Annotated in this window: 25 protein-coding genes; 10 read left to right on the plus strand and 15 right to left on the minus strand. The window is 67.6% G+C overall.

Annotation, left to right across the window (positions count from 1 at the left end; genetic code table 11):
- The first annotated feature begins 83 nt into the window (after positions 1-83).
- On the plus strand, positions 84-335 hold the full coding sequence (locus QZ471_RS05800) for an Lpp/OprI family alanine-zipper lipoprotein (RefSeq protein ID WP_007160560.1): 252 nt from the start codon (positions 84-86) through the stop codon (positions 333-335).
- A 127-nt stretch (positions 336-462) separates the two neighbouring features.
- Here QZ471_RS05800 and QZ471_RS05805 read toward each other — a convergent pair whose 3' ends face one another.
- The 3 genes from QZ471_RS05805 to QZ471_RS05815 form a co-directional block, all read right to left on the minus strand.
- Positions 463-1,440, minus strand: coding sequence for a L,D-transpeptidase family protein (locus tag QZ471_RS05805; RefSeq protein WP_295461690.1), 978 nt, complete (start codon positions 1,438-1,440; stop codon positions 463-465).
- 75 nt (positions 1,441-1,515) lie between these two features.
- Positions 1,516-1,797 (minus strand): hypothetical protein, encoded by a 282-nt coding sequence (locus QZ471_RS05810; RefSeq protein WP_059226706.1) that lies wholly within the window; start codon positions 1,795-1,797, stop codon positions 1,516-1,518.
- 99 nt (positions 1,798-1,896) lie between these two features.
- Positions 1,897-2,466 (minus strand): arylesterase, encoded by a 570-nt coding sequence (locus QZ471_RS05815; protein WP_295462178.1) that lies wholly within the window; start codon positions 2,464-2,466, stop codon positions 1,897-1,899.
- A gap of 133 nt (positions 2,467-2,599) precedes the next feature.
- Here QZ471_RS05815 and QZ471_RS05820 point away from each other — a divergent pair, with 133 nt between their 5' ends.
- Genes QZ471_RS05820 through greB form a run of 3 tightly spaced genes read left to right on the plus strand, consistent with a single transcriptional unit; the run spans position 2,600 to position 6,288 of the window.
- Positions 2,600-3,274, plus strand: coding sequence for an ATP-binding cassette domain-containing protein (locus tag QZ471_RS05820; protein WP_295461693.1), 675 nt, complete (start codon positions 2,600-2,602; stop codon positions 3,272-3,274).
- Positions 3,271-5,781 carry an FtsX-like permease family protein gene (locus tag QZ471_RS05825; RefSeq protein WP_295461695.1) on the plus strand — a complete coding sequence of 837 codons (2,511 nt, stop codon included), beginning with the start codon at positions 3,271-3,273 and terminating at the stop codon, positions 5,779-5,781. Before QZ471_RS05820 ends, QZ471_RS05825 begins: the two co-directional genes overlap by 4 nt.
- Before the next feature lie 3 nt (positions 5,782-5,784).
- Positions 5,785-6,288 (plus strand): transcription elongation factor GreB, encoded by a 504-nt coding sequence (gene greB / locus QZ471_RS05830; protein WP_295461697.1) that lies wholly within the window; start codon positions 5,785-5,787, stop codon positions 6,286-6,288.
- Positions 6,289-6,291: 3 nt separating this feature from the next.
- Here the strand turns inward: greB and QZ471_RS05835 are convergent, their stop codons facing one another.
- A complete protein-coding gene (locus tag QZ471_RS05835) occupies positions 6,292-6,597 on the minus strand; it encodes a hypothetical protein (RefSeq protein ID WP_295461699.1) in 306 nt (101 codons plus the stop codon).
- A gap of 153 nt (positions 6,598-6,750) precedes the next feature.
- Positions 6,751-8,181, minus strand: coding sequence for a transglycosylase SLT domain-containing protein (locus tag QZ471_RS05840; protein WP_295461701.1), 1,431 nt, complete (start codon positions 8,179-8,181; stop codon positions 6,751-6,753).
- A gap of 88 nt (positions 8,182-8,269) precedes the next feature.
- Here QZ471_RS05840 and QZ471_RS05845 point away from each other — a divergent pair, with 88 nt between their 5' ends.
- The 3 genes from QZ471_RS05845 (at position 8,270) to QZ471_RS05855 (ending at position 10,789) form a co-directional block, all read left to right on the plus strand.
- The gene (locus QZ471_RS05845) at positions 8,270-9,100 is read left to right on the plus strand and encodes a TatD family hydrolase (RefSeq protein ID WP_295461703.1); all 831 of its coding nucleotides are present in this window, start codon (positions 8,270-8,272) and stop codon (positions 9,098-9,100) included.
- Positions 9,101-9,260: 160 nt separating this feature from the next.
- Complete coding sequence (locus QZ471_RS05850; RefSeq protein WP_295461705.1) at positions 9,261-10,535, plus strand: methyl-accepting chemotaxis protein; 1,275 nt, start codon at positions 9,261-9,263, stop codon at positions 10,533-10,535.
- A 74-nt stretch (positions 10,536-10,609) separates the two neighbouring features.
- Positions 10,610-10,789: a hypothetical protein gene (locus tag QZ471_RS05855; protein WP_295461707.1), complete on the plus strand. Its 180-nt coding sequence runs from the start codon at positions 10,610-10,612 to the stop codon at positions 10,787-10,789.
- A gap of 17 nt (positions 10,790-10,806) precedes the next feature.
- Here the strand turns inward: QZ471_RS05855 and QZ471_RS05860 are convergent, their stop codons facing one another.
- From QZ471_RS05860 to QZ471_RS05880, 5 genes are all read right to left on the minus strand, one after another.
- Positions 10,807-12,801 (minus strand): DUF3488 and transglutaminase-like domain-containing protein, encoded by a 1,995-nt coding sequence (locus QZ471_RS05860; RefSeq protein WP_295461709.1) that lies wholly within the window; start codon positions 12,799-12,801, stop codon positions 10,807-10,809.
- A complete protein-coding gene (locus tag QZ471_RS05865) occupies positions 12,798-13,754 on the minus strand; it encodes a DUF58 domain-containing protein (protein ID WP_295461711.1) in 957 nt (318 codons plus the stop codon). The genes QZ471_RS05860 and QZ471_RS05865 overlap by 4 nt, the downstream gene beginning before the upstream one ends.
- On the minus strand, positions 13,751-14,668 hold the full coding sequence (locus QZ471_RS05870) for an AAA family ATPase (protein ID WP_295461713.1): 918 nt from the start codon (positions 14,666-14,668) through the stop codon (positions 13,751-13,753). The genes QZ471_RS05865 and QZ471_RS05870 overlap by 4 nt, the downstream gene beginning before the upstream one ends.
- Before the next feature lie 102 nt (positions 14,669-14,770).
- The gene (pyrF, locus tag QZ471_RS05875) at positions 14,771-15,469 is read right to left on the minus strand and encodes an orotidine-5'-phosphate decarboxylase (protein WP_295461715.1); all 699 of its coding nucleotides are present in this window, start codon (positions 15,467-15,469) and stop codon (positions 14,771-14,773) included.
- Between the two features lie 106 nt (positions 15,470-15,575).
- Positions 15,576-16,451 carry a LysR family transcriptional regulator gene (locus tag QZ471_RS05880; RefSeq protein ID WP_295461717.1) on the minus strand — a complete coding sequence of 292 codons (876 nt, stop codon included), beginning with the start codon at positions 16,449-16,451 and terminating at the stop codon, positions 15,576-15,578.
- 84 nt (positions 16,452-16,535) lie between these two features.
- Between QZ471_RS05880 and QZ471_RS05885 the strand changes: the two genes are divergently transcribed.
- Positions 16,536-16,991 (plus strand): multidrug/biocide efflux PACE transporter, encoded by a 456-nt coding sequence (locus QZ471_RS05885; protein ID WP_295461719.1) that lies wholly within the window; start codon positions 16,536-16,538, stop codon positions 16,989-16,991.
- Between the two features lie 48 nt (positions 16,992-17,039).
- Positions 17,040-17,207, plus strand: coding sequence for a DUF2897 family protein (locus QZ471_RS05890; protein WP_295461721.1), 168 nt, complete (start codon positions 17,040-17,042; stop codon positions 17,205-17,207).
- Positions 17,208-17,270: 63 nt separating this feature from the next.
- Here QZ471_RS05890 and QZ471_RS05895 read toward each other — a convergent pair whose 3' ends face one another.
- The 5 genes from QZ471_RS05895 to QZ471_RS05915 form a co-directional block, all read right to left on the minus strand.
- Complete coding sequence (locus tag QZ471_RS05895; protein WP_295461723.1) at positions 17,271-18,380, minus strand: Gfo/Idh/MocA family oxidoreductase; 1,110 nt, start codon at positions 18,378-18,380, stop codon at positions 17,271-17,273.
- 101 nt (positions 18,381-18,481) lie between these two features.
- Positions 18,482-19,006: a hypothetical protein gene (locus tag QZ471_RS05900; RefSeq protein ID WP_295461725.1), complete on the minus strand. Its 525-nt coding sequence runs from the start codon at positions 19,004-19,006 to the stop codon at positions 18,482-18,484.
- Between the two features lie 104 nt (positions 19,007-19,110).
- Positions 19,111-20,544, minus strand: a complete 1,434-nt coding sequence (locus QZ471_RS05905; protein ID WP_295461726.1) for a PLP-dependent aminotransferase family protein — start codon at positions 20,542-20,544, stop codon at positions 19,111-19,113.
- A gap of 218 nt (positions 20,545-20,762) precedes the next feature.
- Positions 20,763-21,692, minus strand: coding sequence for an FAD-binding protein (locus QZ471_RS05910; protein ID WP_295461728.1), 930 nt, complete (start codon positions 21,690-21,692; stop codon positions 20,763-20,765).
- Positions 21,692-22,444: an electron transfer flavoprotein subunit beta/FixA family protein gene (locus QZ471_RS05915; RefSeq protein ID WP_027599021.1), complete on the minus strand. Its 753-nt coding sequence runs from the start codon at positions 22,442-22,444 to the stop codon at positions 21,692-21,694. The genes QZ471_RS05910 and QZ471_RS05915 overlap by 1 nt, the downstream gene beginning before the upstream one ends.
- A gap of 293 nt (positions 22,445-22,737) precedes the next feature.
- Between QZ471_RS05915 and QZ471_RS05920 the strand changes: the two genes are divergently transcribed.
- A complete protein-coding gene (locus QZ471_RS05920; protein ID WP_295461732.1) occupies positions 22,738-24,387 on the plus strand; it encodes an electron transfer flavoprotein-ubiquinone oxidoreductase in 1,650 nt (549 codons plus the stop codon).
- The last annotated feature ends 9 nt before the right edge of the window (positions 24,388-24,396 follow it).

The raw sequence follows: 24,396 nt of genomic DNA on the forward strand, positions 1-24,396 counted from the left end.
ACCGGTAATGAGTAGTATGTAGCCGCAATTTTCCACTTGGAAAATTGACCTTAAAACAGGATGTCTACCTCAAGGGGTTTACGATGAACAACGCTCTGAAATTCGCCGCCCTGGCTCTGGCCGCTGCTCTGGCCACTGGTTGCAGCACCGCTAACAAGGAAAGCGAAGCTCGCCTGACCGCTACCGAAGACGCCGCTGCCCGCGCTCAGGCTCGTGCTGATGAAGCCTACCGTCACGCTGACGAGGCCCTGGCCGCCGCTCAGAAAGCTCAGCAGACCGCTGACGAAGCCAACGAGCGCGCCCTGCGTATGCTGGAAAAAGCCAGCCGCAAGTAAGCGCCCCGGCTGGGAAGGCGAGTGGCAACAGTCGCCTTTCCCGGAGCAAACAAAAAGCCCGCCATCTCGATGGCGGGCTTTTTGTTTGGCTGCTCGGAGGCGCCTCGCTGGGCGCCTCCGGCCGGCATCACAGGGTCTTGGCAGGCGCCTTGGCCACCGTCCCCGGAGCCACCCCGGCGGGCAGGTCGGCGATTTCCACCGGCAGGCCGTCCTGGCCCTGCACCACATCGCGCACGGTATTCCAGTTCACCGCGCTGTTGGCTTGCAGCAGGTCGTCACGCTTGATCAGCGCATTGACCACTGCGGCCTGGCGATCGATCTCGGTCGGATCGCCCTTGAGATTCACCGGCTGGTGGGCTTCCAGGTACAGCTTGCCGCCGCTCACGCCAAACTTGTAAGGCTCGTCGATGATGCGCACCGGGGTGCCGATCGGCAGCATGCCCACCAGTTCGGTGACGTTGAAGTTGTACATGCGGAAGCAGCCGTGGCTGGTCTGGGTACCGATCCCGAACTTGCGGTCCGAGCCGTGGATCAGGTAGCCCGGCATCGTCAGGCGGATCTTGTAGGGGCCGAGGGGGTTGTCCGGACCGGGCGGCACCACCTTGGGCAGCGGATCGCCTTCGGCGGCGTGCTCGGCGCGAATGGACTCCGGCGGATACCAGGCCGGGTCCTTGATCTTGTCCACCACCTTGGCGACGCCGACCGGCGAGCCCCAGCCCTCACGGCCGATACCCAGCGGATAGGTGAACACCGTGTGGCCACCCTTGGGGTAGTAGTACATGCGGTATTCGGCGATGTTGATGACGATGCCTTCACGCGGCCCCGGCGGCAGGATGAAGCGCGTCGGCAGCACGATCTCGGTACCGGCACCCGGCAGCCAGGCATCGACGCCCGGGTTGGCGGCGACCATCTCGTTGTAGCCCAGGTCATACTTCTGGCCGAGGTCGGCGAAGGTATCTTCGTAGGCGGCCTTGATTACCTGAACTTCACCGACCAGGTCTTCGCCGGGCGGCGGCAGCGGCAACTCCAGTGCCTGCGCCGTACCCGCGCTCAACAGACCAAACAGCGAGAGGGAACCGACCAGGGTCGAAACGCGCGCGGGCATGGGATGAATCCTTGCAGGAGCAATGAAAGGTGACGGCGCGAATTGTACACGGCTCGCTCGGCGTCCGGCAGAGCCTCAAAAAGCCTGTAACGGATTGGGCAAGCCTCGTTTGGCACCCTGCAAACGCTCCATGCAGGCCGGGCAGAGGGTCTTGAGACCGAGCGCGCGACGATCCAGCGGATGCAGGCGCGGTCGCGCCGGCAGCAGGGTGCCGCACAGGGTGCGGTCCGTGGGCGAGCCCAGCTCCAGCTGGCGGGCGACGATATGGACCCGGCCCTCGCGGCAGGCGAACAGGTCGAGCTGGGCATCGGGCTGGATCAGCTGATAGCCATGCATGGACCGGGAAAGGCGGGACATGGGGATACTCCAGGGGCGGTTCCGCCGGGCGGTCGATCGGCCGGACCGGCGGGGGCGCGCAACCTTAGCGGAAAGGCCCGCCGGGGAAAAGTCCGGCGTTCAGTCACGCAGCACTCGCTGCAACTGCGGCCAGGCGTTGTCCAGCAGGCGCTGCTGGGCGTTGGCCCGTGGATGGATGCCGTCCGGCTGCATGAACGCCGGATCACCCCCTACCCCGTCGAGCAGGAAGGGCACCAGAGCCACCCCTTCGGCCTTGGCCACGTCGACATAGACCTGGGCGAAGCCATCGGTGTAGCGCGGCCCGTAGTTGGGGGGTAGGCGCATGCCCAGCAGCAGGACGCGGGCACCGCTCTGCTTGGCCCGCTGCACCAGGGCGGTGAGATTGCGCTGGAACTGGGCCAGCGGCTGGCCGCGCAAGCCGTCGTTGCCGCCCAGTTCGATGGCCACCACGTCCGGCCGGTGCTCGGCCAGCAGCGGCGGCAGCCGGGCCAGGCCACCGGCGGTGGTATCGCCGCTGATGGAGGCATTCACCACCTGGTAGTCGCTCTTCTGCGCTTGCAGGCGTTGCTCCAGCAGCCGTACCCAGCCCTGCCCCTCGGCCAGGCCGTAGCCGGCGCTGATGCTATCGCCCACCACCAGCAGGGTGCGCGCCAGGGCCAGCGGCGTCATGACCAGGCAGAGCAGCGCCAGCAGCCAGGCAATGCCTTGCCGCAAAGGCGCGCTGGACTTCGCCCGGGTTTTTGACTCTAACTCGCCACAACCGCCCGTCTGCGGGCCTTTCGGATACGGCATTGGAAACCTCATGAGCGAAGTCATCTTGATGGCGCGAAACCTTAGCAAGGTCGTCACGGGCGCGGAAGGCGCCCTGCCGATCCTCCAGGCGCTGGATCTGGAGGTGCAGGCCGGCGACAGTTTGGCCATCGTCGGCAGCTCGGGTTCCGGCAAGTCCACCCTGCTCGGCCTGCTGGCCGGACTGGATCTGCCCAGCGCCGGCGAGGTGCATCTCGCCGGACAGCGCCTGGACGCCCTCGACGAAGATGCCCGTGCCCGCTTACGCGCGGAGCGAGTGGGCTTCGTCTTCCAGTCCTTCCAGTTGCTCGACAGCCTCACCGCCCTGGAGAACGTGATGCTGCCGCTGGAGCTGGAAGGCGCACGCGAGGCCCGCGCGGAGGCCAGCGCCCTGCTGGCAAGGGTCGGCCTGGGCGAGCGACTGCGCCACTATCCACGCCAGCTTTCGGGGGGCGAGCAGCAACGGGTGGCCCTGGCGCGGGCCTTCGCGCCGCGGCCAAGCATCCTCTTCGCCGACGAGCCCACCGGCAATCTGGACAGCCGTACCGGCAACCACATCTGCGACCTGCTATTCGAGCTCAACCGCGAGCGCGGCACCACCCTGGTGCTGGTGACCCATGACGAGCGCCTGGCTGCCCGCTGCGCCCGCCAACTGCGCCTGGAAGGCGGTCGGCAGGTCGCGGCATGAGGAGCGCCGGTCTGCCCCTCGCGCGGTTGTTCGGGCTGGCCTGGCGGCAGAGCCTGCGGGAGATTCGCGCTGGCGAGATCCGCATGCTCTGCCTCGCCCTGGTGGTGGCCGTGGCCGCCAGCGTCGCCATCGGCTATTTCACCGCGCGCCTGGGCGCCGGGATGGAAAATCGCGCCAGCGAATTCCTCGCCGCCGACCTGGTGCTGCTCGGTAGCGAACCGGCGCGCCCCGAGCAGGTGGACGCCGGCCTGCGCCTGGGTCTGGAGCACAGCCAGACGCTCAACTTCAGCACCATGGCCGCCGGTGCCGAGGCCTTGCAACTGGCCAGCGTCAAGGCGGTGCAGACCAACTTTCCCTTGCGCGGCGAAGTGCGCAGCGCGGCGGCGCCGGATGCCCCCGACCAGCCGGGCGGCGCTCCGGCACCCGGGGAGGCCTGGGTGGAACCCCGGCTGCTGCTGGCCTTGGACGCCAAGGTCGGTGACCGTCTCGACATCGGCCGCAAACCCCTGACCATCACCCGGGTCCTCACCTACGAACCGGATCGCGCCGGCGACTTCTATAGCCTGACGCCACGGGTACTGATCAATCTCGCCGACGTGGCCGCCACTGGGGTCATCCAGCCCGGCAGCCGGGTGCGCTATCGAGAACTCTGGCGCGGCGAACCGGCCACCCTGGCGGCCTACCGCCAGGCCCTCACACCGAATCTCGCCGCCAACCAGCGCTTCGAAGGACCGGGCGACGGCAATCGGCAGCTGGGCAATGCCCTGGAGCGCGCCCAACGCTATCTGGGCTTGGCCAGTCTGGTGGCGGTGCTGCTAGCCGGCGTGGCCGTGGCCCTGTCGGCCAATCGCTTCGCCACGCGGCGCTTCGATGCCAGCGCCCTGCTGCGCTGCCTCGGCCTGACTCGGCGCGATGCCCTGACGCTCTATGGCCTGCAACTGGGGCTGCTGGGCCTGGCCGCCAGTCTGCTCGGCGCCCTGCTCGGCTGGCTGGCGCAGCTGGTGCTGTTCGAGCTGCTGCATGGCCTACTGCCGGCGCGGCTGCCACCCGCCGGGCTCGCCCCGGCACTGGCCGGCATGGGCACCGGGCTGGTCGCCCTGGTCGGCTTCGCCCTGCCCCCGCTGGCAGCCCTGGGCCGGGTGCCGCCGCTGCGGGTGTTGCGCAGCGATCTGCAACCCGTCCCCCTGCGCACCTGGGCCGTCTATGGCTGCGCCCTGCTCGCCCTGGGACTGATCATGTGGCGGCTGTCGCTGGATCTGCGCCTGACCCTGGCGCTGCTGGTGGGCGGCCTGGTCGCCGGACTGCTGTTCGGCAGCCTGCTCTACCTGGCCCTGCGTGGCCTGCGCCGGGTCATGCAGGGCGCGCCCCTGGCCTGGCGCCTGGGTCTGGGTCAGCTGCTTCGTCACCCCCTGGCGGCGGTAGGCCAGACCCTGGCCTTCGGCCTGATCCTGCTGGCCATGAGCCTGGTGGTGCTGCTGCGGGGCGAATTGCTGGAGCGTTGGCAGGCGCAACTGCCGGCCGAGGCGCCCAACCACTTCGCGCTCAATGTGCTGCCGGACGAGCGCCAGGCCTTCGCCGCGGCGGTGGCCGGTCTCTCGCCCCACGCCAGCCCGCTCTATCCCATCGTCCAGGGTCGCCTGGTCAGCGTGAAGGGGCATCCGGCCCAGGAGGGCCTGGAAGACGACTCCCGCGGCGGACGCGCCACCCGGCGCGACCTCAACCTGACTTGGTCGGCCGAGCTGCCGGCCGGCAATCGCCTGGAAGCCGGCCAATGGTGGGATGCGGTGCCGGCGGGCGACCTGCCCGGTGTCTCGCTGGAAAGCGAGCTGGCGCGTAGCCTGGGGGTCGGCCTGGGCGATACCCTTGGCTTCGTCATCGGCGACCGCCAGATCGAGGCGCGGGTCACCAGCCTGCGTCAGGTCGGCTGGGACAACTTCCAGCCCAACTTCTTCGTCATCTTCGCCCCGGGGGCCCTGGCGGGCGTGCCGGTGACCTACCTGGGCAGCTTCTATCTACCGCCCGGCCACGACCGCGAGCTGCTGGCCCTGGCGCGGCAGTTCCCGGCGGTGACCCTGCTGCCCATCGACGCCCTGCTCGATCAGTTGCGCAGCATCCTGCGCCAGGTCAGCGTGGCGGTGGAGTTCGTACTGCTGTTCGTGCTCGCGGCCGGCATCGCCGTGCTGCTGGCCGGCTTGCAGGCGACCCTTGACGAGCGCATCCGCCAGGGCGCCCTGCTGCGCGCCCTGGGTGCGCGGCGCGAGCTGCTGCAACGGGCGCGACGGACCGAATTCATCCTGCTCGGCGGTGCCAGCGGCTTGCTCGCCGCGCTCGGTTGCGAGATCGTCAGCGCCCTGCTCTATCGGCTGGCCTTCGACCTGGATTGGCAGCCCCACCCCTGGTTGCTCCTGCTGCCGGTGCTGGGCGCCCTGCTGGTCGGAACCGCCGGCCTGCTGGGCACACGGCGGGCCATCACCGCCAGTCCGTTACTGATCCTGAGAGAAAGCTGATCCATGAGCCGTTACCGACCACCGCGCACCGCCGGCACCCCCTTGATCACCCCCGCTGGCGAAGCCCGGTTGCGTGCCGAACTCCACGAACTCTGGAACGTGCGCCGGCCCCAGGTCACCCAGGCGGTGAGCGAGGCGGCGGCCCTGGGTGATCGCTCGGAAAACGCCGAGTACATCTACGGCAAGAAGATGTTGCGCGAGATCGACAGCCGGGTGCGCTTCCTGCGCAAGCGCCTGGAGAATCTCAAGGTGATCCACGAGCGCCCGGCCGATCCGAGCAAGGTCTACTTCGGCGCCTGGGTCACCCTGGAAGACGACGAGGGCATCGAGGCGCGCTATCGCATCGTCGGTCCGGACGAGCTGGACCTCAAGCAGAACCTCATCAGCATCGATTCGCCCCTGGCCCGCGCCCTGGTGGGCAAGGCATTGGACGCCGAGGTGCGATTGCAGACCCCAGCCGGTGAGCAGCGTTGGTATATCGTCGAGATCGCCTATCCCGAGGAGTGACGGTTAGCGCCGCCGGGTGATCACGCCCTGGCGCGCGACCCTAGTCAGTTCCCGTACCAGGGGTTCGAGACCGGCCTGGCCGGGCGACTGCACCACGGCGAAGTCGAAGCTGTCGTTGCCGAAGGCACGCAGCTGTTCGGCCTGATCGGCGAAGCGGATCTGCAGGGTACGGCTGTGGGGCCAACGCTTGGGCCAGCCTTCGAGATAGCGCAGCAACGTGGGCTGGTCGGGCCCGCCGAGGAGAATGGCGGGATGGCAGGCGAGCTTGCCCTGGGTCAGCGGGGTAAGGCGTAGCGGGAGAGGAAGCATGGACGAAATTCCGCCTCGTAGATCCAGCTGGGCGGTAGTACGAGGCCTGTTCCGTCCAGCGCTTTAGCGGTATTTGGGAGCGCCCCGCAAGTTGCTGTTTAAATCGGCGCGGGATCATCCTAGGGAGGGCCCGGCTGCCCTGTCAAGCGGGCTTCAACCGTCCTTGTGCCGAGCATCCGCGGTGCTCGTCGTCGCCACGGCTGGCGCCTCCAGGCGCGCCCGCTCACGGCTGAAGGCCACCCGGTACTTGTTGACGCTGGCCACGTAGTTGACCACGCCGATACCCACCTCCTCGGCGGCGATGCGCTCGACCTGGAAGAACCAGCGGTCGCCGTCCAGTCCCTGCCTGCGCGCCTTGGCCCGCAACGCCTGGACGCGTTCCGGACCCAGGTTGTAGGCCGCCAGGGTGAAGGCGCGGCGTTCCCGCTCGGTCAGCCGCGGACTGGAAAAGAATTCCCGCCGCAGCCGCGCCAGATAGCGGGTGGCAGCCTTGACGTTGTCGTCGGCGGAATGCAGGTTGCGCACCCCGACGCTGCGCGCCGCTCGCGGGGTGATCTGCAGCAGCCCCGCCGCGCGTCCGGCGCCACGGGCATGGGGATCGAGACCGGATTCCTTGTAGGCCATGGCGGCCAGGGTCAGCCAATCGAAGTCATAGGCCTTGGCGTAGCGTTGCAGCAGTGGCCGGACCTGGGCCAGGCGCTTGCGATCCTGGGCCTGCAGCGGATCACGCACCTGGTAGCGCCGTGCATAGGCCTGGCGGAAGGCCTGGTCGTCGTCCCGCGCCTGGGGTTGCCGGGCGAAGGCCCGTACCCGAGCGGCGAGTTGCTGCGCCGGGGCGCGCAGATACCAGAGCTGCGCCTGGTCATGGGCCACCACCAGCCGGTCGGCCACCCGCAGCCGTGGCAGTACCCGCGCCCAGCGATGGGCCAGGCCGGCTTCGACCACGCTGAGCGGGTAGATGCCGGCCTGGGTCAGCTCCAGCACGTCTTCCACCGCCAGGGTCGGATCGGCCCACTCGATCTGCACCGGTTTCAGCTTGCGCCTTGCCAACTGGGTATTGAGCCGCGCCAAGGCAGGACCGGCCTCGCTGCCCTGGGGCAGGACCACTCGACGCCCCGCCAACTGCTCCAGATGCCGCGGCAGGCGCTGACCACGACCGCCGACCACCACCAGATTGGCGGGCGCCGCCACCGGCGCGGCAAGCAGGGCCGAATGCGGTGGCGGCAGCAGCGTCTCCCCGGGTGCCACCAGATCGCCCTCGCCACGTTGCAGCGCCGGCAGCAGATCGTCCTTGGCCTTGGGTACGAACACCAGGCGTAGCGGCCGGCCACCGGGCTGGTGCTGGAGATAACGGGCGAAGGCTTGCAGCCGCCGATACTCGATGCCCAGCGCCTGGCCGTTCCATTCACCGGAGCTGTGGCGGCTCTGGTTGACCAGCACGCGCAATTCCCCTGCGCGCTCGATGGCAGCCAGGTCGCGCGCCGCGACGTGACGCGGGGCTTCGGGCGGCAAGGCACCCAGACGGGCCTGGGCGGAACAGGCGAGCAGGCAGCCGAGCACGGCCAGGGTGAATCGAAACGGCATCCAGGACTCCTGACCTGGCCGGGACAGCGCCGATAGCACCCGGACTATGGATAGAATGAGGAAATAGAGTTCGTAGAAGGTCCGCACCATGCAATTGATCGACATCGGCGTCAACCTCACCCACCCCAGCCTGCTCAAGGAGGTGGACGCGGTGATCGAGCGGGCCCAGGCCGCCGGCGTGGTGCAACTGGTGCTCACCGGCACCACCCTGGAGGACAGCGAGAACGCCCTGAATCTCTGCCTGCGCCTGGATGCGGGTGAGGCCCTGTTCAGCACTGCCGGGGTCCATCCCCACGAGGCCTCGACCTGGGATGCCGCTGCCGCCAAGATCCTGCGCGACCTGGCTAGCCAGCCCAAGGTGCGCGCCCTGGGCGAATGCGGCCTGGACTTCAATCGCGACTTCACGCCCCGTCCGCAGCAGGAGCGCTGCTTCGAGGAACAACTGGCGCTGGCCGCCGAATTGCGCCGCCCGGTATTTCTCCACGAGCGCGACGCCAGCGAGCGGATGCTGGCGATCCTGCGCGACTACCGCGACCACCTGCCGGCTGCGGTGGTGCACTGCTTCACTGGCGAGCGCAAGGCGCTCTATGGCTACCTGGATCTCGACCTGCACCTGGGCATCACCGGCTGGATCTGCGACGAACGCCGCGGCCTGCACCTGCACGAGCTGGTCGGCCAGATCCCGGTCGGCCGGCTGATGCTGGAGACCGACGCCCCCTACCTGCTGCCACGCACCCTTAGACCCAAGCCACGCCACGGCCACAACGAGCCGGCCTTCCTGCCGGAGATCCTGCGTACCGTGGCCCGGCTGCGCAACGAAACGCCCGAGCAGACCGCCCTGCACACCACTGCCACCGCCCGCGCCTTCTTCGGACTGCCGGAGATCGCCGTGCCAGAGCGGGTCGAGGAATACGACTAGGCGCGGGGCGCCGCTGCGCTAAAGTCGTGAAGGCGCAAGCCGTTAACCTCAGGGCTTATTCCACGGCGTCGCCCTCCTCCCTGCAGGACGTTGACGCCAGTCAAGATTCGAGGCGCGCCGGCCTGTCAGGCTATGCCGCCCCGCCGACTGGATGCCCCCTATGTTCGCCTGGCTGCGTGATATCTCCCTCAAGTACAAGTTCTGGGCGGTGAATGCCGTCGCCTTCCTCACCAGTCTGCTGCTGGTACTGTTCGCCATGCAGCTGGAAGTCGCCGGCCGCGCCGAGCAGCTCAAGGCGGTCAAGGCCGCCGTGGGCGAGGCAGCTGCCTCTCTCAGCGCCCCGACCTTCGGCGAGATCTTCCTGGCCCGCGCCCCGGAATACGCCCTGGCCGTGGGGGTACTGATGCTGGTGCTGCTGGTGGCCTCGCAGCTCTTGATTCGCTTCATCCTCGGCAATTTGCAACGGCTCAAGGACACCATGCTGCGGGTGGAACGCGAGGGTGACCTCACCGCCCGGGTCGAGGTGCGCGGGCGCGACGAGGTCGGGCAGATGACCCAGGCCTTCAACGCCATGCAGGACAGCTATACCCGGGTGGTCGGCACCGTCGCCGCCAGCGCTGCGCAACTGGACGAAGGCGCCGGGCGCCTGGTCAGCGGTATGCAGGGCGTGCGGGGCGGCATGCAGGATCAGCAGCAGGAGACCGACCAGGCCGCCACGGCGATCAACGAGATGAGCGCCACGGTGCAGCAGATCGCCGAACACGCCGCCGGTACCCGCGACCAGTCCCAGGAAGCCGACCGCCTGGCCAATGCCGGCCAACAGGCGGTGGAGCGCGTCAGCCATTCCATCGCCGACCTTTCCCAGGGCGTGCAGCAGACCGCGGTGATGATCCAGGAGCTGGCCGAGAACAGCGAGCGCATCACCAGCGTGGTCAACGTCATCCATGGCATCGCCGAGCAGACCAACCTACTGGCCCTCAACGCCGCCATCGAGGCGGCCCGCGCCGGAGAAGCCGGCCGTGGCTTCGCCGTGGTGGCCGATGAGGTCCGTAACCTGGCCAAACGCGTCCAGGGGTCCACCGACGAGATCACCCGCATGGTCGACGGCCTCCAGGCCGGCACCCGCGACGCCGTGGAATTCATGCGCGACAGCTCGCTCAAGGCCGACGACTGCGTGGTCCAGGCCGGCGCCGCCGGTCAGGCCCTGGCCGACATCACCGCCGCCGTGACCCAGATGCGCGACAGCAACACCCAGATCGCCGTCGCTGCGGAACAGCAAGCCCAGGTGGCGGAAGAGATGAGCAGGTCGGTCGTAGGCATCCGCGACGTCACCGAAAGGACCATGCTGCTCACGCAGGAGTCGGCCGCCACCAGCACCGAACTGGCCGGTCTTGCAGGCACCCTGAACCAGGCGATCCGCCAGTTGCGCCTATAGCCCCCATAGCGAGAGCGCATTCGCACGGTTGCCCGACAGGCGGCAAGATGCCCGCACCTTTCTGGAGACCCGTCATGCGCTCGGTCACTACCCTCACCTCCGTCGTCCTGCTGTTTTTGGGCCTGGGCTGCGTCGCCCAGGCCCTGGGCAGTGCCCATCCGCAATCCCTGATCCTGGCTGGTCTGGTCTGCCTGGTGGCCTTCGCCCTGCAGGAGCCGGACAGCCTGCCCACGGGCGTCTCCCTGCGCGCCTAGCGGCCCGGGCGGCGGAGCTAGCCCGCGCGCAACTGTCGTCGCAGCCGTTTCAGCGCCCGCTCGAGCACCGCGAGGTCTTGCGGCCGGCCGGCATAGCGCTGCGCCTGGAAGGCGTCGCTGAAGGCGGCGATTTCCGCCTGTGCCGCCGGCAAGGACTGCATCGCCCGCCGGGCGAAGGCTCCGGCCGTCTCGCCGCCCTGACGCACCACCCCCTGGCGCGCCAGCAGCCGCTCGAACTGCGCGAAGCGCGCCAACAGCGGATCGCGGGTACGTTGCCAGGGTCGCAACACCAGCAGCGCCATGAGCCCGAGCACGGCCAGTACCAGCAGCGCCAGCACCAGGCCCAGTCGCTGCAGGCCACTGTCACCCAGCAGCCGCTTGAACAGCTCGCCCTGGGTCTCTCCTTCGTAGTTGAGTACCCAGCGCTGCCAGCCATAGTTGATCCGGTCCCAGCCCAGCCGCAGGCTGGTGAGCCAGGCCAGGTTGCGATAGCGGTTGGCGGCGAAGGGATTGTCGGCCAGAAACTCGTTGGCCGCGCCCTGAGCGGCCAGGGCCTCCTGCAGACCCCGTTCGATTCGTGTGGGCGCCACCTGGGCCGTGGGGTCGACACTGACCCAGCCGCGCTCCGGCAGCCAGAACTCCACCCAGGCATGGGCATCGAATTGTTGCACCAGCAGGTAGCCCCCCGCGGCGTTGAATTCCCCGCCCTGGTAGCCCGCCACCACCCGTGCCGGGATACCCGCCACCCGCAGGGCGAAGGCCATGGCGCCGGCGTAATGCGCACAGAAGCCGCGGCGGTTATCGAACAGGAAGGCGTCGATGGCGTCGACGCTCGCCGTGGGCGGTTGCAGGGTATAGACGAAGGGCTGCTGGCGGAAATAGGCGAGGATCGCCTCGGCCAGGGCCGCAGGCCGCGGATCGCGCGCCTTGAGCTGGGCCACCCAGGCACGGGTGCGAGGTTCGCCACCAGCCGGTAATTGCAGGACCCGCCGCTGGCTGGAGGCGGATAGCCGCCCCGCTTCGCGTACCGCCTGCGGCCAACTGGTCACCTGATAGCGCAGGGCCTGGTCCACCGGCCGCCGACGTTGCAGATGGAAGTCGCTGGCCAGCCGCACGTCCCGCTGATCGCTGCGCGCCACGTCCAGACCGTAGAGCCAGGGGCGCCCACTGGGCTCCATGATGATCTGATAGCCCAGACTGGGGCCGCTGGGCGTCCAGGCTGGCTCCGGACTCCAGGCCGTATCGGGATCGACCGACCAGCGGGCTCCGTCGAAGCGCTCGTAGGTGGTGGCGCGCCAATAGAGGTCGCGCTGGGCGGGACGCTCGCCGTCGAAACTGACCCGGAATACCCGCTCGGCGGACTGCGAGAGCTGGGCGATCTCCCCCGGTGCCATGCTCTCGCCCAGCCCGGTACGCGCCTGGTCGCCCGGCTGCGGCAGCGACCAAAGCGGGCCGAGCCGAGGAAAGACCAGGAACAGCAGTATCATCAGCGGCACCGCCTGCAACAGCAGCTTGGCCGCCACCGCCAGGGTCGCCAGCGGCCGCGTGGCCAGGGCGCTCTGTTGCAGGCCGATCAGGGCCGCCACCAGGGCGGTCACCGGCAGCAGGCTGTAGAGCGCCGCGAGCAGGCCGTCCTCGAAGAGATAGGCGATCACCACGGCGAAGAAGCCCAGATAGATCACCACCAGAGCATCGCGCCGGCTGTGCAGCTCGATCAGCTTCAAGGCGAAGGTCACCAGCAGCAGCACGGCACCGGCATCCAGGCCGATGAAGGAGCCGCGCGACAGCCAGATGCCGCCCATGGTCAGCAGCAGCAGGCCACCCTTCTCGATCCGCGTCGGCGCCCGTACCTGCATGCGGAACAGCAGTACCCGCCAACCGGCACAGAAGGCCCAGAGCAGGCCGACCCAGGGCGGCAGATGGGTGAGGTGCGGCAGGATCACCAACGCCTGGGCCACCAGCAGCCAGATCAGGGCGATGCGGGGAATCGCCTGGGGGGCAGCCGTGCTCATGCGGGGCGCCCGAACAGCGCCAGGGCCTGCAGCACCGCGTCACGATGGCTCTCGCCAGTGGCGGGTGCCAGCTCCACCCCAGGCAGGCGCAGGCCGAAGCGCAACTGACGGGTGCTGCAATCCAACACCGCCTGGCACAGCCAGGACAGCCGCGTCTCGGTGTCGCCATCGAGTACGCTGAAATCCAGCCAGAGTTCGCTGCCCACCAGGGCGCTGAAGTCCTTCACCAACAGTCCCTGTCCGCGGGAAAACGCCTTCCAGTCCAGGCGGCGGCGGGAGTCGCCCGGCTGGTAGGCACGCAGCCCCTGGAAATCATCGGCGCCCTGACCGGCGCTGCGCTGTCCTTCCTCGCCCCCCGCATCCAGTCCGCTGCGCGGCAAGGGGGCGTTCAACAGGGGCGGCGGATAGACCAGGCCGCGAACGTCCAGATCCAGCCAACTCCAGGCGACGAACAGACCCAGCGGGAAGCGGCTTTCCACCCGCAGGCGTCCGGGTCGCAGCCAGCCACGCTTCGGCGCCGTGTGGAACAGCTGCAGGGCCACCCCCTCACCCGCGGGTACGTCGCTCAGCACCAGCGGCTGGTCTCGCCAGCCCAGCCCGATGGCCTGGTGCGCCCGTCGCTCGCTTTCCAGGCGCACGCGAAAGCCCGCCGCCTCGCCGGCGAACACCGGGCTGGCGCCACCACCCGCCAGGTGCAGGCCGGCCAGGTTGCGATAGGTGTGCAGCATGGTCACCAGAGCCAGGGAGAACAGCAGGAAGGTCAGGCCATAGGCCAGGCTGTTCTGATAGTTGATGCCAGCCAGCAGCATCAGCGCCAAGGCCAGGCCGAAGGCCGCCCCCTGGCGGGTGGGCAGGATGAAGATCCGCCGCTGATCGAGGGTGATGCGATTGGCCGGCGGAATCCGCCGCGCCAGCCAGCCGTCTCGATAGCGCTGCCAGGCGCCGCCGGTCACAGTGCCGGGACTTCGCGCAGCAGCCACTGCACCAGGGCGCCACCCCCATGCCCGGCGGGATCGGCGATGTCACGCAGGCGATGGCCAGCCACCGCCGGCAGCACCGTCTGGACGTCCTCGGGCAGCACGTGATCGCGCCCGGCCAGCAGGGCCCAGGCGCGCGCCGCGGCCAGCAGCGCCAGGCTGCCGCGGGGTGACAGGCCCAGGGCGAAGGTAGCCTGGCTGCGGGTCGCCTCCACCAGGCGCAGCACATAGTCCACTACCGCCTCGCTGGCATGGATACGCGGCACCTCGGCCTGGATCAGCCGTAGCTGGGCATGATCCAGCAGCGGCTCCAGCCGCGGCAGTTGCTCGCGCCCGGAGCCGCCGAGCAGCAGGGCGCGCTCCGCGGCGCGACCGGGATAGCCGAGAGACAGCCGCATCAGGAAGCGGTCGAGCTGGGATTCCGGCAGGGCGAAGGTGCCGCCCTGGGAGATGGGATTCTGGGTGGCGATGACGAAGAAGGGCTCGGGCAGCGGCCGGGTGGCGCCCTCGATGGTCACCTGGCCCTCCTCCATGGCTTCGAGCAGGGCGCTCTGGCTCTTGGGCGTGGCGCGGTTGATCTCGTCGGCCAGCAGCAACTCGGCGAACACCGGCCCGGGATGGAAGACGAACTGGCCGCTGTCGCGATCGAACACCGAGGTGCCGAGGATATCGCCGGGCAAGAGGTCCGAGGTGAACTGGATGCGCTGGAAGGACAACCCCAGCACCTTGGCCAGGGCGTGGCTGAGGGTGGTCTTGCCCATGCCGGGCAGGTCCTCGATCAACAGGTGCCCCCGCGCCAACAGGCAGGCCAGCGCCAGCCGGACCTGGGTTTCCTTGCCCAACAAAACGCCGTCTACCGCCTTGAGACAGGCGTTCAACCTATCGTGCATACCCTGAGGTCTCTCGCCGTGCGCCGACACAAGAAGGCGTCGGCCTGCAGGACGAGAATAGCAGCCCCCGCCGCCGGCAGCCTCGCGCCGGAGGTTTAACGCTTATTTCAGGCTGGCGAGGATGTCTTCCACGGCGCGGGCCGGATCGGCGGCGCGGGCGATGGGACGGCCGATCACCAGGTAGTCGGAGCCGGCGTCGAGGGCCTCGCGCGGGGTGAGAATGCGACGCTGGTCGTCCAGGGCGCTGCCGGCCGGACGGATGCCGGGGGTGACCAGTTGCAGCCCGGGTTGCGCGGCCTTGAGCGCCGGCGCCTCCTGGGCCGAGCAGACCAGGCCGTCCAGGCCGGCGCGAGCGGCCAGACCGGCCAGGCGCAGCACCTGTTCCTGGGGATCGACGTCCAGGCCGATGTCGGCCAGGTCCTCGCGTTCCATGCTGGTCAGCACGGTCACGCCGATCAGCAGCGGCTTGGGTCCGTTGAAGGCCTCCAGGGTCTCGCGACAGGCGGTCATCATGCGCAGGCCGCCCGAGCAGTGGACGTTGACCATCCAGACGCCCATTTCCGCCGCTGCCTTCACCGCCATGGCGGTGGTATTGGGGATGTCGTGGAATTTGAGATCGAGAAAGACCTCGAAGCCGCGTGCGCGCAGGGCCTCCACCACGCCGGCAGCGCTGGCGGTGAACAGCTCCTTGCCCACCTTGACCCGGCAGGTGGCGGGGTCAAGCCGGTCGGCCAGCGCCAGGGCGGCGGACGACGAGGGGAAATCCAGGGCGACGATGATCGGGGACGGGCAGGCGGACATGGAGGCTCTCGGCAAAACGGCAAAGGCCGGCATTTTCGCAGAAAAGCGCGGCGCGGGCACTCGTCGGCTGCCCGCCAGGGTCTCGGCGCCACTGTCCACCCCTACCTCAACCGGGCTTGAGCAGGCGTTCGCGTAGCCAGTTGCCGGCCGGTCCCAGCGGCCGACGGCGCGACCAGACCACATCCACCGCCACCCGCTGCGGCCAGCCGGGTACGGCCAGTTCCACCAGGCGCTCCTGACCGAAGGTCGCCACCAGCCAGAGCGGCAATTCCGCCCAGCCAAAGCCCTGCACCGCCATGTCCAGCAGCAACAGATAGTCCGGCGCCGACCAGCACCGCCCTCGGGTATCCGGCAGATGGCAGGCCTGGCGCGCCGACTCGGTCACGGTGCTCAGGCGCAATAGCCGATAAGGCGCAAGGTCTGCCGGCGTGACCGCTGGCAACGCCGCCAAGGGATGATCGGTTGCGACGTACAGGCCGAAGGTCACCAGGCCGTCCAGGGTAGCCGCCTCGATGTCCGCCGGATAGGGCGGCTGGGCGGCCAGCAGGCCCAGGTCGGCCCGTCCCTGCACCAGGCTGAGCACATCGGCATCCTCGGCGATCAGGCATTCGAATTCGAGATCGGGATAGCGCTGGTCCAGCTCCGCCAGCAGGGCTTCGTAGCGGGTAGGCTGGTAGGTATCGGAGATCACCAGGGTCAAGCGCGGCTCCACCCCGGCCGCCAGCTGAGTCGCGCGATTGGCCAGACGGTCGTGGGCCGAGAGCACGGCGCGGGCCTGGTCGAGTAACTGCTCGCCAGCGGCGGTGAGCCGCGGATAGCGGCCCTGGCGGTCGAACAGGGTCACGCCCAGTTCGTCTTCGAGGCGGGCGATGCTCTCGCTGATGCTGGACTGACGCTTGCCCAGCGCGCGTGCCGCTGCGCTGAAGGAGCCCGCCGTGGCCGACTCGACGAAGGCTTCCAGGGCATCTGCATTGGGATACATATCGGCTCAGCCTATGGGACCCACTTTGATCTCCCTAGCTTAGCCGATGAGACTAGGGCCCTGTCCATCAAGGGGAGACGCCACATGTCCACCGCCCTCACCCACCGCCCAGCCGCTGCCCGTGTGCTGCACAGCCTGCTGTTCGAAGGTATCGCCATCCTGCTCTGCGCGCCGACCCTCGCTTGGCTACTGGACAGATCCCTGGTGCACCTGGGTCTGCTCACCGCGGCGTTCTCCGCCGTCGCCATGGTCTGGAACCTGCTCTTCAACCTGGCGTTCGACCACCTGCAGCAGCGCCTGGGCTTCCAGCGCGGCCTCGGCATCCGCCTGCTCCACGCCCTTGGCTTCGAAGGCGGACTGGTCGTGATGCTGGTGCCCCTCGCTGCCTGGTGGCTGTCCACCGGCCTGTGGGAAGCCTTCCTGCTGGATCTCGGGTTGCTGCTGTTCTTCCTGCCCTACACCCTGGCGTTCAACTGGCTCTACGACCTGGGTTACGCCGCCTGGCGCAAACGCGATAACGCCCCCTGCCGGGCGCACTGATAAGCTCTCCCGTGGTCGAAGGATCATAGCCACTCAAGGAGAAGACAGATGCCCTGGTATGCCTGGTTGATCCTGCTGGTCGCCATCGGCTCCGTGGTCGGCGGCCTATTCATGCTCAAGGACACCGCCCGCAAGGTGCCCCTGACCGACGAACAGAAAGCCAAGATTCGGCAGCGCAATGCCGAGATGGACGCTAAGGAGGCCCAGGACCGCTGAACGCGTAACCTGACTTGCTGAGCGGGGCCCTGCCGCACCTCCGTGCCGCAGGGCCTCGTCGTCTCAGGACTCCAGTGGCTCCTTGGTATTGACGTACTCAGGCACCTTGGCCAGTGGCAGACTGCGTACCTGCTCGCGAGTCGGCCCCTGGCGTTTGGGCAGCGGCTCCAGGCGTTGCACCTGGCCCGTCTCCAGCGCCCGCTCGATGGCTGCCAGCACCCGCACGTCGCGCCAGCCCTCCTCGCCGTCCATCTCCGGCAGACGATCCTGGAGGATGCAGTCGGAGAAATAGGCCGTTTCGCCGCCGAAATGATCGACCACCGGCGCCTTGTGCTCGCTGGTCTCGCCGTCCACCGTCAGGCGGTAGCCGATGGCGACGCCTTCGCCGAAGCCAAAACACGGCGACGCCTCGATCTCGCCCTTGCTGCCCACCAACTGGAAGCGCTCGGTGTTGGGGCCGCTGAAACTGACGGTGAAGGTGGCCAGGCGGTCCTGCGGAAACCTCAGGGTCACGCTCACGGCATCCCAGGTGGTGACGTCACGCCCAGGTGTCCGCGCACCCACGGCACTGACCTCGATGGGCTCATCGCCGAACAGCCCGCGCACGGCATTGAGCGGATAAGGCCCCATGTCGGTGACCGGACCCGCCCAGAAACCGTTTTGCGCTCGATGATTGGCGGTGTCGAGCGGCTGGACGAAGGTCGAGGTGAACAGTCGCGGATCACCGATCTCGCCATTGCGCACCCGCTCGATCATTTCGACCGTGCCCGGTTCGCAATGCAGACGATAGGCGATCATTAGCTTGGCGCCGGAGCGTTCAGCCGCGGCGTTGATCGCGCGGCACTCTTCCTCGCTGATCGCCATCGGCTTTTCCAGCAGGACGTGGATACCGGCTTCCAGCGCCGGTACAGCGAATTCCAGATGGCGGAAATTGGGCGTCGCCAGGTAGATCGCATCGATCTCACCGGACGACAGCAGCGTCGGAAATTCTTCGTAGGTATAGCTCTTGAGACCGTACTTGGCGGCCAGGTCGCGCGCCTTGATCGGATCGCCGGTGACCAGGGCGGTCATCTCGGAGTTGCTGGTCTGGCCGATCCCCGGCATGAAGGCGCCCTGGGAAATCCAACCACCGCCTACCACCGCATAACGAATCTTGCCTGTCGCACTGGGCATGGAACGCTCCCTCAGCCAGGCGGACGACGTGTCCACCACCTGAACTGTCGGCAAGCGCGGGGCCGATGAAGTTCCGATAGCGGTTTCAGCTGCGGCCCGGCTCAGCGCCGGAAGCGCAATTCCACTTCTGCCCCCTCGAAGTCGTCGCTGCGATCACGACTGATGACCCGCCCGCCCAGCTGGAAGCGACCGGGATCGCTGTCGCTGCGAAACAACGGCGGCAGCAAACCCGACTCGGCCACCGTCTGCTCGGTATGACCCGCGGCACGCTGGGGGGCCAGGGTCCGGGGCTTGTCGAGATCGCCAGGCACGCTGAGATCCAGTGGTCGCTGGATCACCGCGGCCTCCTTGGTCGGGGCAGGCTTTTTCAGCTGGGTATTCTTCGCCAAATCCTTTTTCTTCGGCGGCGGCTCCGGCAGGACCAGGGCCTTGGCAGGCAGCGGGTCCAGGCGCAGGGCGCGCAACTCGGCAGCACTGCTGTCACCCTGACTCGCTGAAGGCGGTGCCTTGGCGACCGGCGACACCGGAGTGGCCGGTGCCTTGGCTGCCGGCGGCGGGGAATCGCCATCGCAGCCGGCCAGGAACAGGAGCGCCGTCGTTGCCACCGCAGCCAGATATCCGCGCATAGGGTCCACCACCCAGCCAGGGCCGTCGCTCGCCGCTTGGCGAGCCCGGCAGGATCAGTCCCTACAACCGACCCAGCGCTCCTCGGCGGGTTCCAGAGAGGCCGCTAGGCGGCCAGGGTTTCCTGACAGAGCTGACGGGCGAGCAGGCCCAGCGTCATCAGCGCCCGCTGGGCGTCACGCCCCCAGGGCAGGCCGCAATTGAGGCGGATGCAGTGGTTGAACTGATCGGTGTTGCTGAAGATCATCCCCGGCGCGATGCTCACCCCCTGGTCGAGGGCGCGCTGGTGCAGCAGCCGGGTATCCACCCGCACCGGCAGGCTGACCCAGAGCACGAAACCGCCACCGGGTCGGCTCATCTGGGTCCCTTCCGGGAAGTGTTCCTGGATCGCCAGTTGGAAAGCCGTCATGTTGCGCCGGTATTCCTGGCGGATGGCCCTCAGGTGGCGGTCGTAGCCACCGTTCTCCAGGTAGGCGGAGACTCCCATCTGGGTCACGCTGCAGGCCGAATGGGTGGTGAAGGTCTGCAACCGGCAGATATCGTCCTGGTAGGGGCCAGCCACCACCCAGCCAATGCGTACCCCGGGCGACAGGGTCTTGGAAAAGCTCGAGCAGTAGATGACGCGTCCCTGCTTGTCGAGGGCCTTGAGCGCCTTGGAGCCGCTCTCGTAGGTCAGCTCGCCATAGATGTCGTCTTCGACGATGGCGATGTTGCGCTCGGTCGCCAGCTTGAGCAGCTGCTTCTGCCGTGCCTCCGGCATGCTGCTACCCATGGGGTTGCTCAGCCGCGCCGTCACCACCAGCGCCTTGACCGGCCACTGGCTGGCCGCCAGCTGCAAGGCCTCGACACTGAGGCCGGTATCGGGATCGCAGGGGATCTCGATCACCTTGAGGCCCAGCACCTCGGCCAGTTGCAGCAGGCCGTAGTAGGACGGCGATTCGGTGGCGATCAGATCGCCCGGCTTGGTCAGCACCCGCAGCGACATCTGCAGGGCGTCCACGCAGCCATGGGTGATCACCACCTCTTCCGGGCCTACCACCACGCCGGCATCGCGCAGGCGGATGGCCACCTGGCGCCGCAGGGGTTCGAAGCCGGGACTGTGCAGATAGGAGAAGGCCGCGCGGGCCTGGAAGCGGGTGACCTTGGACAGCTGCTGGTGCAACGCCCGCAACGGCAGGTAATCGGTCTGGGGCACCGCCATGCCCAGGGGCACTACCCCTTCGCGGCGGGACTCGGCCAGTACCTGGCTGATGATGCCGGCGCGGGTCACCAGACTCGGGCGTTCCACCGTGGCGATGTCCGGCGTCGGCGCGGTCAGCGCCGGGGTCTGGTGCACATAGAAACCGGACTGCGGCCGGGCGCGGATCAGCCCCTGGTCCTCCAGGGTCGCGTAGGCCTGCAGGACGCTGGCATGACTCACGCCCAGTTGCTGACTCAGCTTGCGCACCGAAGGCACCCGCTCGCCGGGCTTGTAGACACCCTTGCGAATGTCGTTCGCCAATTGCTGGGCGATACGCTGATAGAGCAACAGGTTGGTCATGGCGTCTTCCTGGACGAAAGCGGAACAGTAGCAGGCTACCCTGGAGGTATACCGGTACAGATAGCGCTGACCTTACCCCCTAGGCTCCCAGAGCGGCAATGCCCAAAAACGACAAAGAATCGGCGCACCCCTATTTGACACCAACGCCTCTGCGATAAGGATTTCCACGCTCATGAAAAAGCCCGCCAGAAGGCGGGCTTTTTTGGAGCGAAAAGGCCTTAGATGGCCTTTTCCAGTTCCGGGACCAGCTCGAAGAGATCGCCCACCAGGCCGTAGTCGGCCACCTGGAAGATAGGTGCCTCCTCGTCCTTGTTGATGGCGACGATCACCTTGGAATCCTTCATGCCCGCCAGGTGCTGGATGGCACCGGAGATGCCCACGGCGATGTACAGCTGCGGCGCGACGATCTTGCCGGTCTGGCCGACCTGCATGTCGTTGGGCACGAAGCCGGCGTCCACCGCGGCGCGCGAGGCGCCTACCGCCGCACCCAGCTTGTCGGCCAGGGCGTAGAGGATCTTGAAGTTGTCGCCGTTCTGCAGCCCGCGACCACCGGAGACCACCACCTTGGCGGCACCCAGCTCGGGACGATCGGACTTGGCCAGCTCTTCGCCGACGAAGCTGGAGATGCCGGCATCCTTGACCAGGCCCACGGCCTCGATGGCGGCGGAACCGCCCTCGGCGGCGACCGGATCGAAACCGGTGGCACGCACGGTGATCACCTTGATCGGTGCGGTGGAGCGCACGGTGGCGATGGCGTTACCGGCATAGATCGGCCGCTTGAAGGTGTCGGCGGATTCGACGGCGATGATCTCGGAGATCTGGTCGACGTCCAGCAGCGCCGCGACGCGCGGCAGGAAGTTCTTGCCGTTGGTGCTGGCGGCGGCCAGGACGTGGCTGTAGTTAGCGGCCAGCTCGACCACCAGGGGCGCGACGTTTTCCGGCAGTTGATGAGCGTAGGCGGCGTTGTCGGCCAAGAGCACCTTGCTGACACCGGCGACCTTGGCGGCAGCGTCAGCGACCGGCTGAGCATTCTGGCCGGCGACCAGCACATGGATGTCGCCGCCTATGGCCTGGGCCGCGGCGACAGTGTTCAGGGTAGCGCCGAAGAGGTTGGCGTTGTCGTGGTCGGCAATGACGAGAATGGCCATCAGATCACCTTCGCTTCGTTCTTGAGTTTTTCGACCAGTTCGGCCACGGACTTGACCTTGATGCCCGCCTGGCGACCGGCCGGGGCTTCCACCTTGACCACCTCGTAGGAGGCCTTCACCGCCACGCCCAGGGCGTCGGGGGTCAGGGTTTCCAGCGGCTTCTTCTTGGCCTTCATGATGTTGGGCAGGGAGGCGTAGCGCGGCTCGTTGAGACGCAGGTCGGTGGTCACCACCGCCGGCAGCTTGAGCGCCACGGTCTGCAGGCCGCCGTCGATCTCGCGGGTCACGTTGAGGCCGTCACCGGCCTGCTCCACCTTGGAGGCGAAGGTGCCCTGGGCGAAGCCGGTCAGGGCGGCGAGCATCTGGCCGGTCTGGTTGTTGTCGCTGTCGATGGCCTGCTTGCCAAGGATCACCAGCTGCGGCTGTTCCTTGTCCACCACGGCCTTGAGCAGCTTGGCGGTGGTCAGCGAGGACAGCTCGGCGGTGCCGGTGTCGATCAGCACGGCGCGGTCGGCGCCGAGGGCCAGGGCGGTACGCAGTTGCTCCTGCGCCTGGGCGGGACCGGCGGTCACCACCACGATCTCGCTGGCGATACCCTTTTCCTTCAGGCGCACCGCTTCTTCCACGGCGATTTCGCAGAAGGGGTTCATGGACATCTTGACGTTGGCCAGATCGACCCCGGTCTGGTCGGCCTTGACGCGGACCTTGACGTTGTAGTCCACCACGCGTTTGACAGCTACGAGAACCTTCATGAATCCCTCGATTTATTCTGGTGAATAAACAGGACGCCAAGGCGGCCTTGCGTTGGACACGACCCCTGCCGATCCAACCTTGTTGCAAATTCTTCCTATGTTGACCTCCACGGCAGCAGGGGTCAACGCGACAGTCCGTCAGGGGCCAGCCACTACCGAGTCTAACAGGCTTGCAGAAAATTTAAACAAACGTTTGAATGGGTGTCAGGGAGCACCCCAGATATAATGAAGTCTTTTGTTGTACCCCTACATACATAACCAGATCGTGAGTTTTGCCTGAGGAGAAGTGAGCCGTGGAACGCGAATACATGGAATTCGACGTGGTGATCGTCGGGGCCGGCCCCGCGGGCCTGTCCGCGGCCTGTCGCCTCAAGCAGCAGGCGGCCGAACAGGGCCAGGAAATCAGCGTCTGCGTGGTGGAGAAAGGCTCCGAAGTGGGCGCCCACATCCTCTCCGGTGCGGTCTTCGAACCACGGGCGCTGGACGAGCTCTTCCCCAACTGGAAGGAACTGGGCGCGCCGCTCAACACCCCGGTCAAGCGCGACGACATCTACCTGCTCAAGGACGAGCGCCAGGCCACCAAGGTGCCCAACTTCTTCGTGCCCAAGCCGATGCACAACGAAGGCAACTACATCATCTCCCTGGGCAATCTCTGCCGCTGGCTGGGCCAGCAGGCCGAAGCCCTGGGCGTGGAGATCTATCCGGGCTTCGCCGCCCAGGAGCCGCTGATCGACGAGCAGGGCGTGGTGCGCGGCATCATCACCGGCGACCTGGGCGTGGATCGCGAGGGCCAGCCCAAGGAGGGGGTCTACACCCCCGGCATGGAACTGCGCGGCAAGTACACCCTGTTCGCCGAAGGCTGCCGTGGACACCTGGGCAAGCAGCTCGGCCAGAGATTCAAACTCGGCGAGGGCGCCGATCCGCAGCACTATGGCATCGGCATCAAGGAGCTATGGGAGATAGATCCGGCCAAGCACGAGCAGGGCCTGGTGATCCACACCTCCGGCTGGCCGCTGGACAAGGAAAATCCGGGCGGCTCCTTCCTCTATCACCTGGAAGACAACCAGGTGGTGGTCGGCCTTATCGTCGACCTGGCGTACAGCAATCCGCACCTGTCGCCCTATGACGAATTCCAGCGCTACAAGCACCACCCGGTGGTGGCCCAGTACCTAGAAGGCGGCAAGCGCGTCTCCTACGGTGCCCGCGCCCTGGTCAAGGGCGGCCTGAATTCCCTGCCGAAGATGGTCTTCCCCGGCGGCGCCCTGATCGGTTGCGACCTGGGCACCCTCAACCCGGCCAAGATCAAGGGCAGTCACACCGCCATGAAGTCCGGCATGCTCGCCGCTGACGCCATCGTCGCCGCCCTGGCGGCCGGTCGCGAAGGTGATGAACTCCAGGGTTACGTCGACGGCTTCAAGGGCAGCTGGCTGCAGGAAGAACTCCATGCCAGCCGCAACTTCGGCCCGGCCATGCACAAGTTCGGTCCGCTGCTCGGTCCGGCCTTCGCCTTCGTCGAGCACAACCTGCTGGGTGGCGCCCTGCCCTTCACCCTGCACGACCGGCGCATGGACCACACCTGCCTGAAGAAGGCCGACGAGGCGCCGCGCATCAGCTATCCCAAGCCGGATGGCAAGCTGAGCTTCGACAAGCTGTCCTCGGTGTTCCTCTCCAACACCAACCACGAGGAAGACCAGCCGGTTCATCTGAAGCTCAAGGACCCGTCGATCCCCATCGCCCAGAACCTGCCGCTGTATGACGAACCCGCCCAGCGCTATTGCCCGGCCGGGGTCTACGAGGTGGTCCGCGATGGCGGCGAGCCGCGCTTCCAGATCAACGCCCAGAACTGCGTGCACTGCAAGACCTGCGACATCAAGGACCCGGCGCAAAACATCACCTGGGTGGCGCCGGAAGGCAGCGGTGGCCCCAACTACCCCAACATGTAAGAGCCTATT

Source organism: uncultured Pseudomonas sp., assembly GCF_913774235.1.
GTDB lineage: Bacteria > Pseudomonadota > Gammaproteobacteria > Pseudomonadales > Pseudomonadaceae > Chryseomonas.

Excerpts from the sequence above, each read along its gene's own strand:
- QZ471_RS05820 (WP_295461693.1), top strand. The coding sequence starts at position 2,600 with ATGAGCGAAGTCATCTTGATGGCGCGAAACCTTAGCAAGGTCGTCACG.
- QZ471_RS05870 (WP_295461713.1), bottom strand. The coding sequence starts at position 14,668 with ATGCACGATAGGTTGAACGCCTGTCTCAAGGCGGTAGACGGCGTTTTG.
- QZ471_RS05810 (WP_059226706.1), bottom strand. The coding sequence starts at position 1,797 with ATGTCCCGCCTTTCCCGGTCCATGCATGGCTATCAGCTGATCCAGCCC.
- greB (WP_295461697.1), top strand. The coding sequence starts at position 5,785 with ATGAGCCGTTACCGACCACCGCGCACCGCCGGCACCCCCTTGATCACC.
- QZ471_RS05915 (WP_027599021.1), bottom strand. The coding sequence starts at position 22,444 with ATGAAGGTTCTCGTAGCTGTCAAACGCGTGGTGGACTACAACGTCAAG.
- QZ471_RS05850 (WP_295461705.1), top strand. The coding sequence starts at position 9,261 with ATGTTCGCCTGGCTGCGTGATATCTCCCTCAAGTACAAGTTCTGGGCG.
- QZ471_RS05845 (WP_295461703.1), top strand. The coding sequence starts at position 8,270 with ATGCAATTGATCGACATCGGCGTCAACCTCACCCACCCCAGCCTGCTC.
- QZ471_RS05805 (WP_295461690.1), bottom strand. The coding sequence starts at position 1,440 with ATGCCCGCGCGCGTTTCGACCCTGGTCGGTTCCCTCTCGCTGTTTGGT.
- QZ471_RS05860 (WP_295461709.1), bottom strand. The coding sequence starts at position 12,801 with ATGAGCACGGCTGCCCCCCAGGCGATTCCCCGCATCGCCCTGATCTGG.
- QZ471_RS05835 (WP_295461699.1), bottom strand. The coding sequence starts at position 6,597 with ATGCTTCCTCTCCCGCTACGCCTTACCCCGCTGACCCAGGGCAAGCTC.
- QZ471_RS05905 (WP_295461726.1), bottom strand. The coding sequence starts at position 20,544 with ATGACCAACCTGTTGCTCTATCAGCGTATCGCCCAGCAATTGGCGAAC.
- QZ471_RS05855 (WP_295461707.1), top strand. The coding sequence starts at position 10,610 with ATGCGCTCGGTCACTACCCTCACCTCCGTCGTCCTGCTGTTTTTGGGC.
- QZ471_RS05815 (WP_295462178.1), bottom strand. The coding sequence starts at position 2,466 with ATGACGCCGCTGGCCCTGGCGCGCACCCTGCTGGTGGTGGGCGATAGC.
- QZ471_RS05910 (WP_295461728.1), bottom strand. The coding sequence starts at position 21,692 with ATGGCCATTCTCGTCATTGCCGACCACGACAACGCCAACCTCTTCGGC.
- pyrF (WP_295461715.1), bottom strand. The coding sequence starts at position 15,469 with ATGTCCGCCTGCCCGTCCCCGATCATCGTCGCCCTGGATTTCCCCTCG.
- QZ471_RS05840 (WP_295461701.1), bottom strand. The coding sequence starts at position 8,181 with ATGCCGTTTCGATTCACCCTGGCCGTGCTCGGCTGCCTGCTCGCCTGT.
- QZ471_RS05900 (WP_295461725.1), bottom strand. The coding sequence starts at position 19,006 with ATGCGCGGATATCTGGCTGCGGTGGCAACGACGGCGCTCCTGTTCCTG.
- QZ471_RS05880 (WP_295461717.1), bottom strand. The coding sequence starts at position 16,451 with ATGTATCCCAATGCAGATGCCCTGGAAGCCTTCGTCGAGTCGGCCACG.
- QZ471_RS05890 (WP_295461721.1), top strand. The coding sequence starts at position 17,040 with ATGCCCTGGTATGCCTGGTTGATCCTGCTGGTCGCCATCGGCTCCGTG.
- QZ471_RS05885 (WP_295461719.1), top strand. The coding sequence starts at position 16,536 with ATGTCCACCGCCCTCACCCACCGCCCAGCCGCTGCCCGTGTGCTGCAC.
- QZ471_RS05895 (WP_295461723.1), bottom strand. The coding sequence starts at position 18,380 with ATGCCCAGTGCGACAGGCAAGATTCGTTATGCGGTGGTAGGCGGTGGT.
- QZ471_RS05825 (WP_295461695.1), top strand. The coding sequence starts at position 3,271 with ATGAGGAGCGCCGGTCTGCCCCTCGCGCGGTTGTTCGGGCTGGCCTGG.
- QZ471_RS05800 (WP_007160560.1), top strand. The coding sequence starts at position 84 with ATGAACAACGCTCTGAAATTCGCCGCCCTGGCTCTGGCCGCTGCTCTG.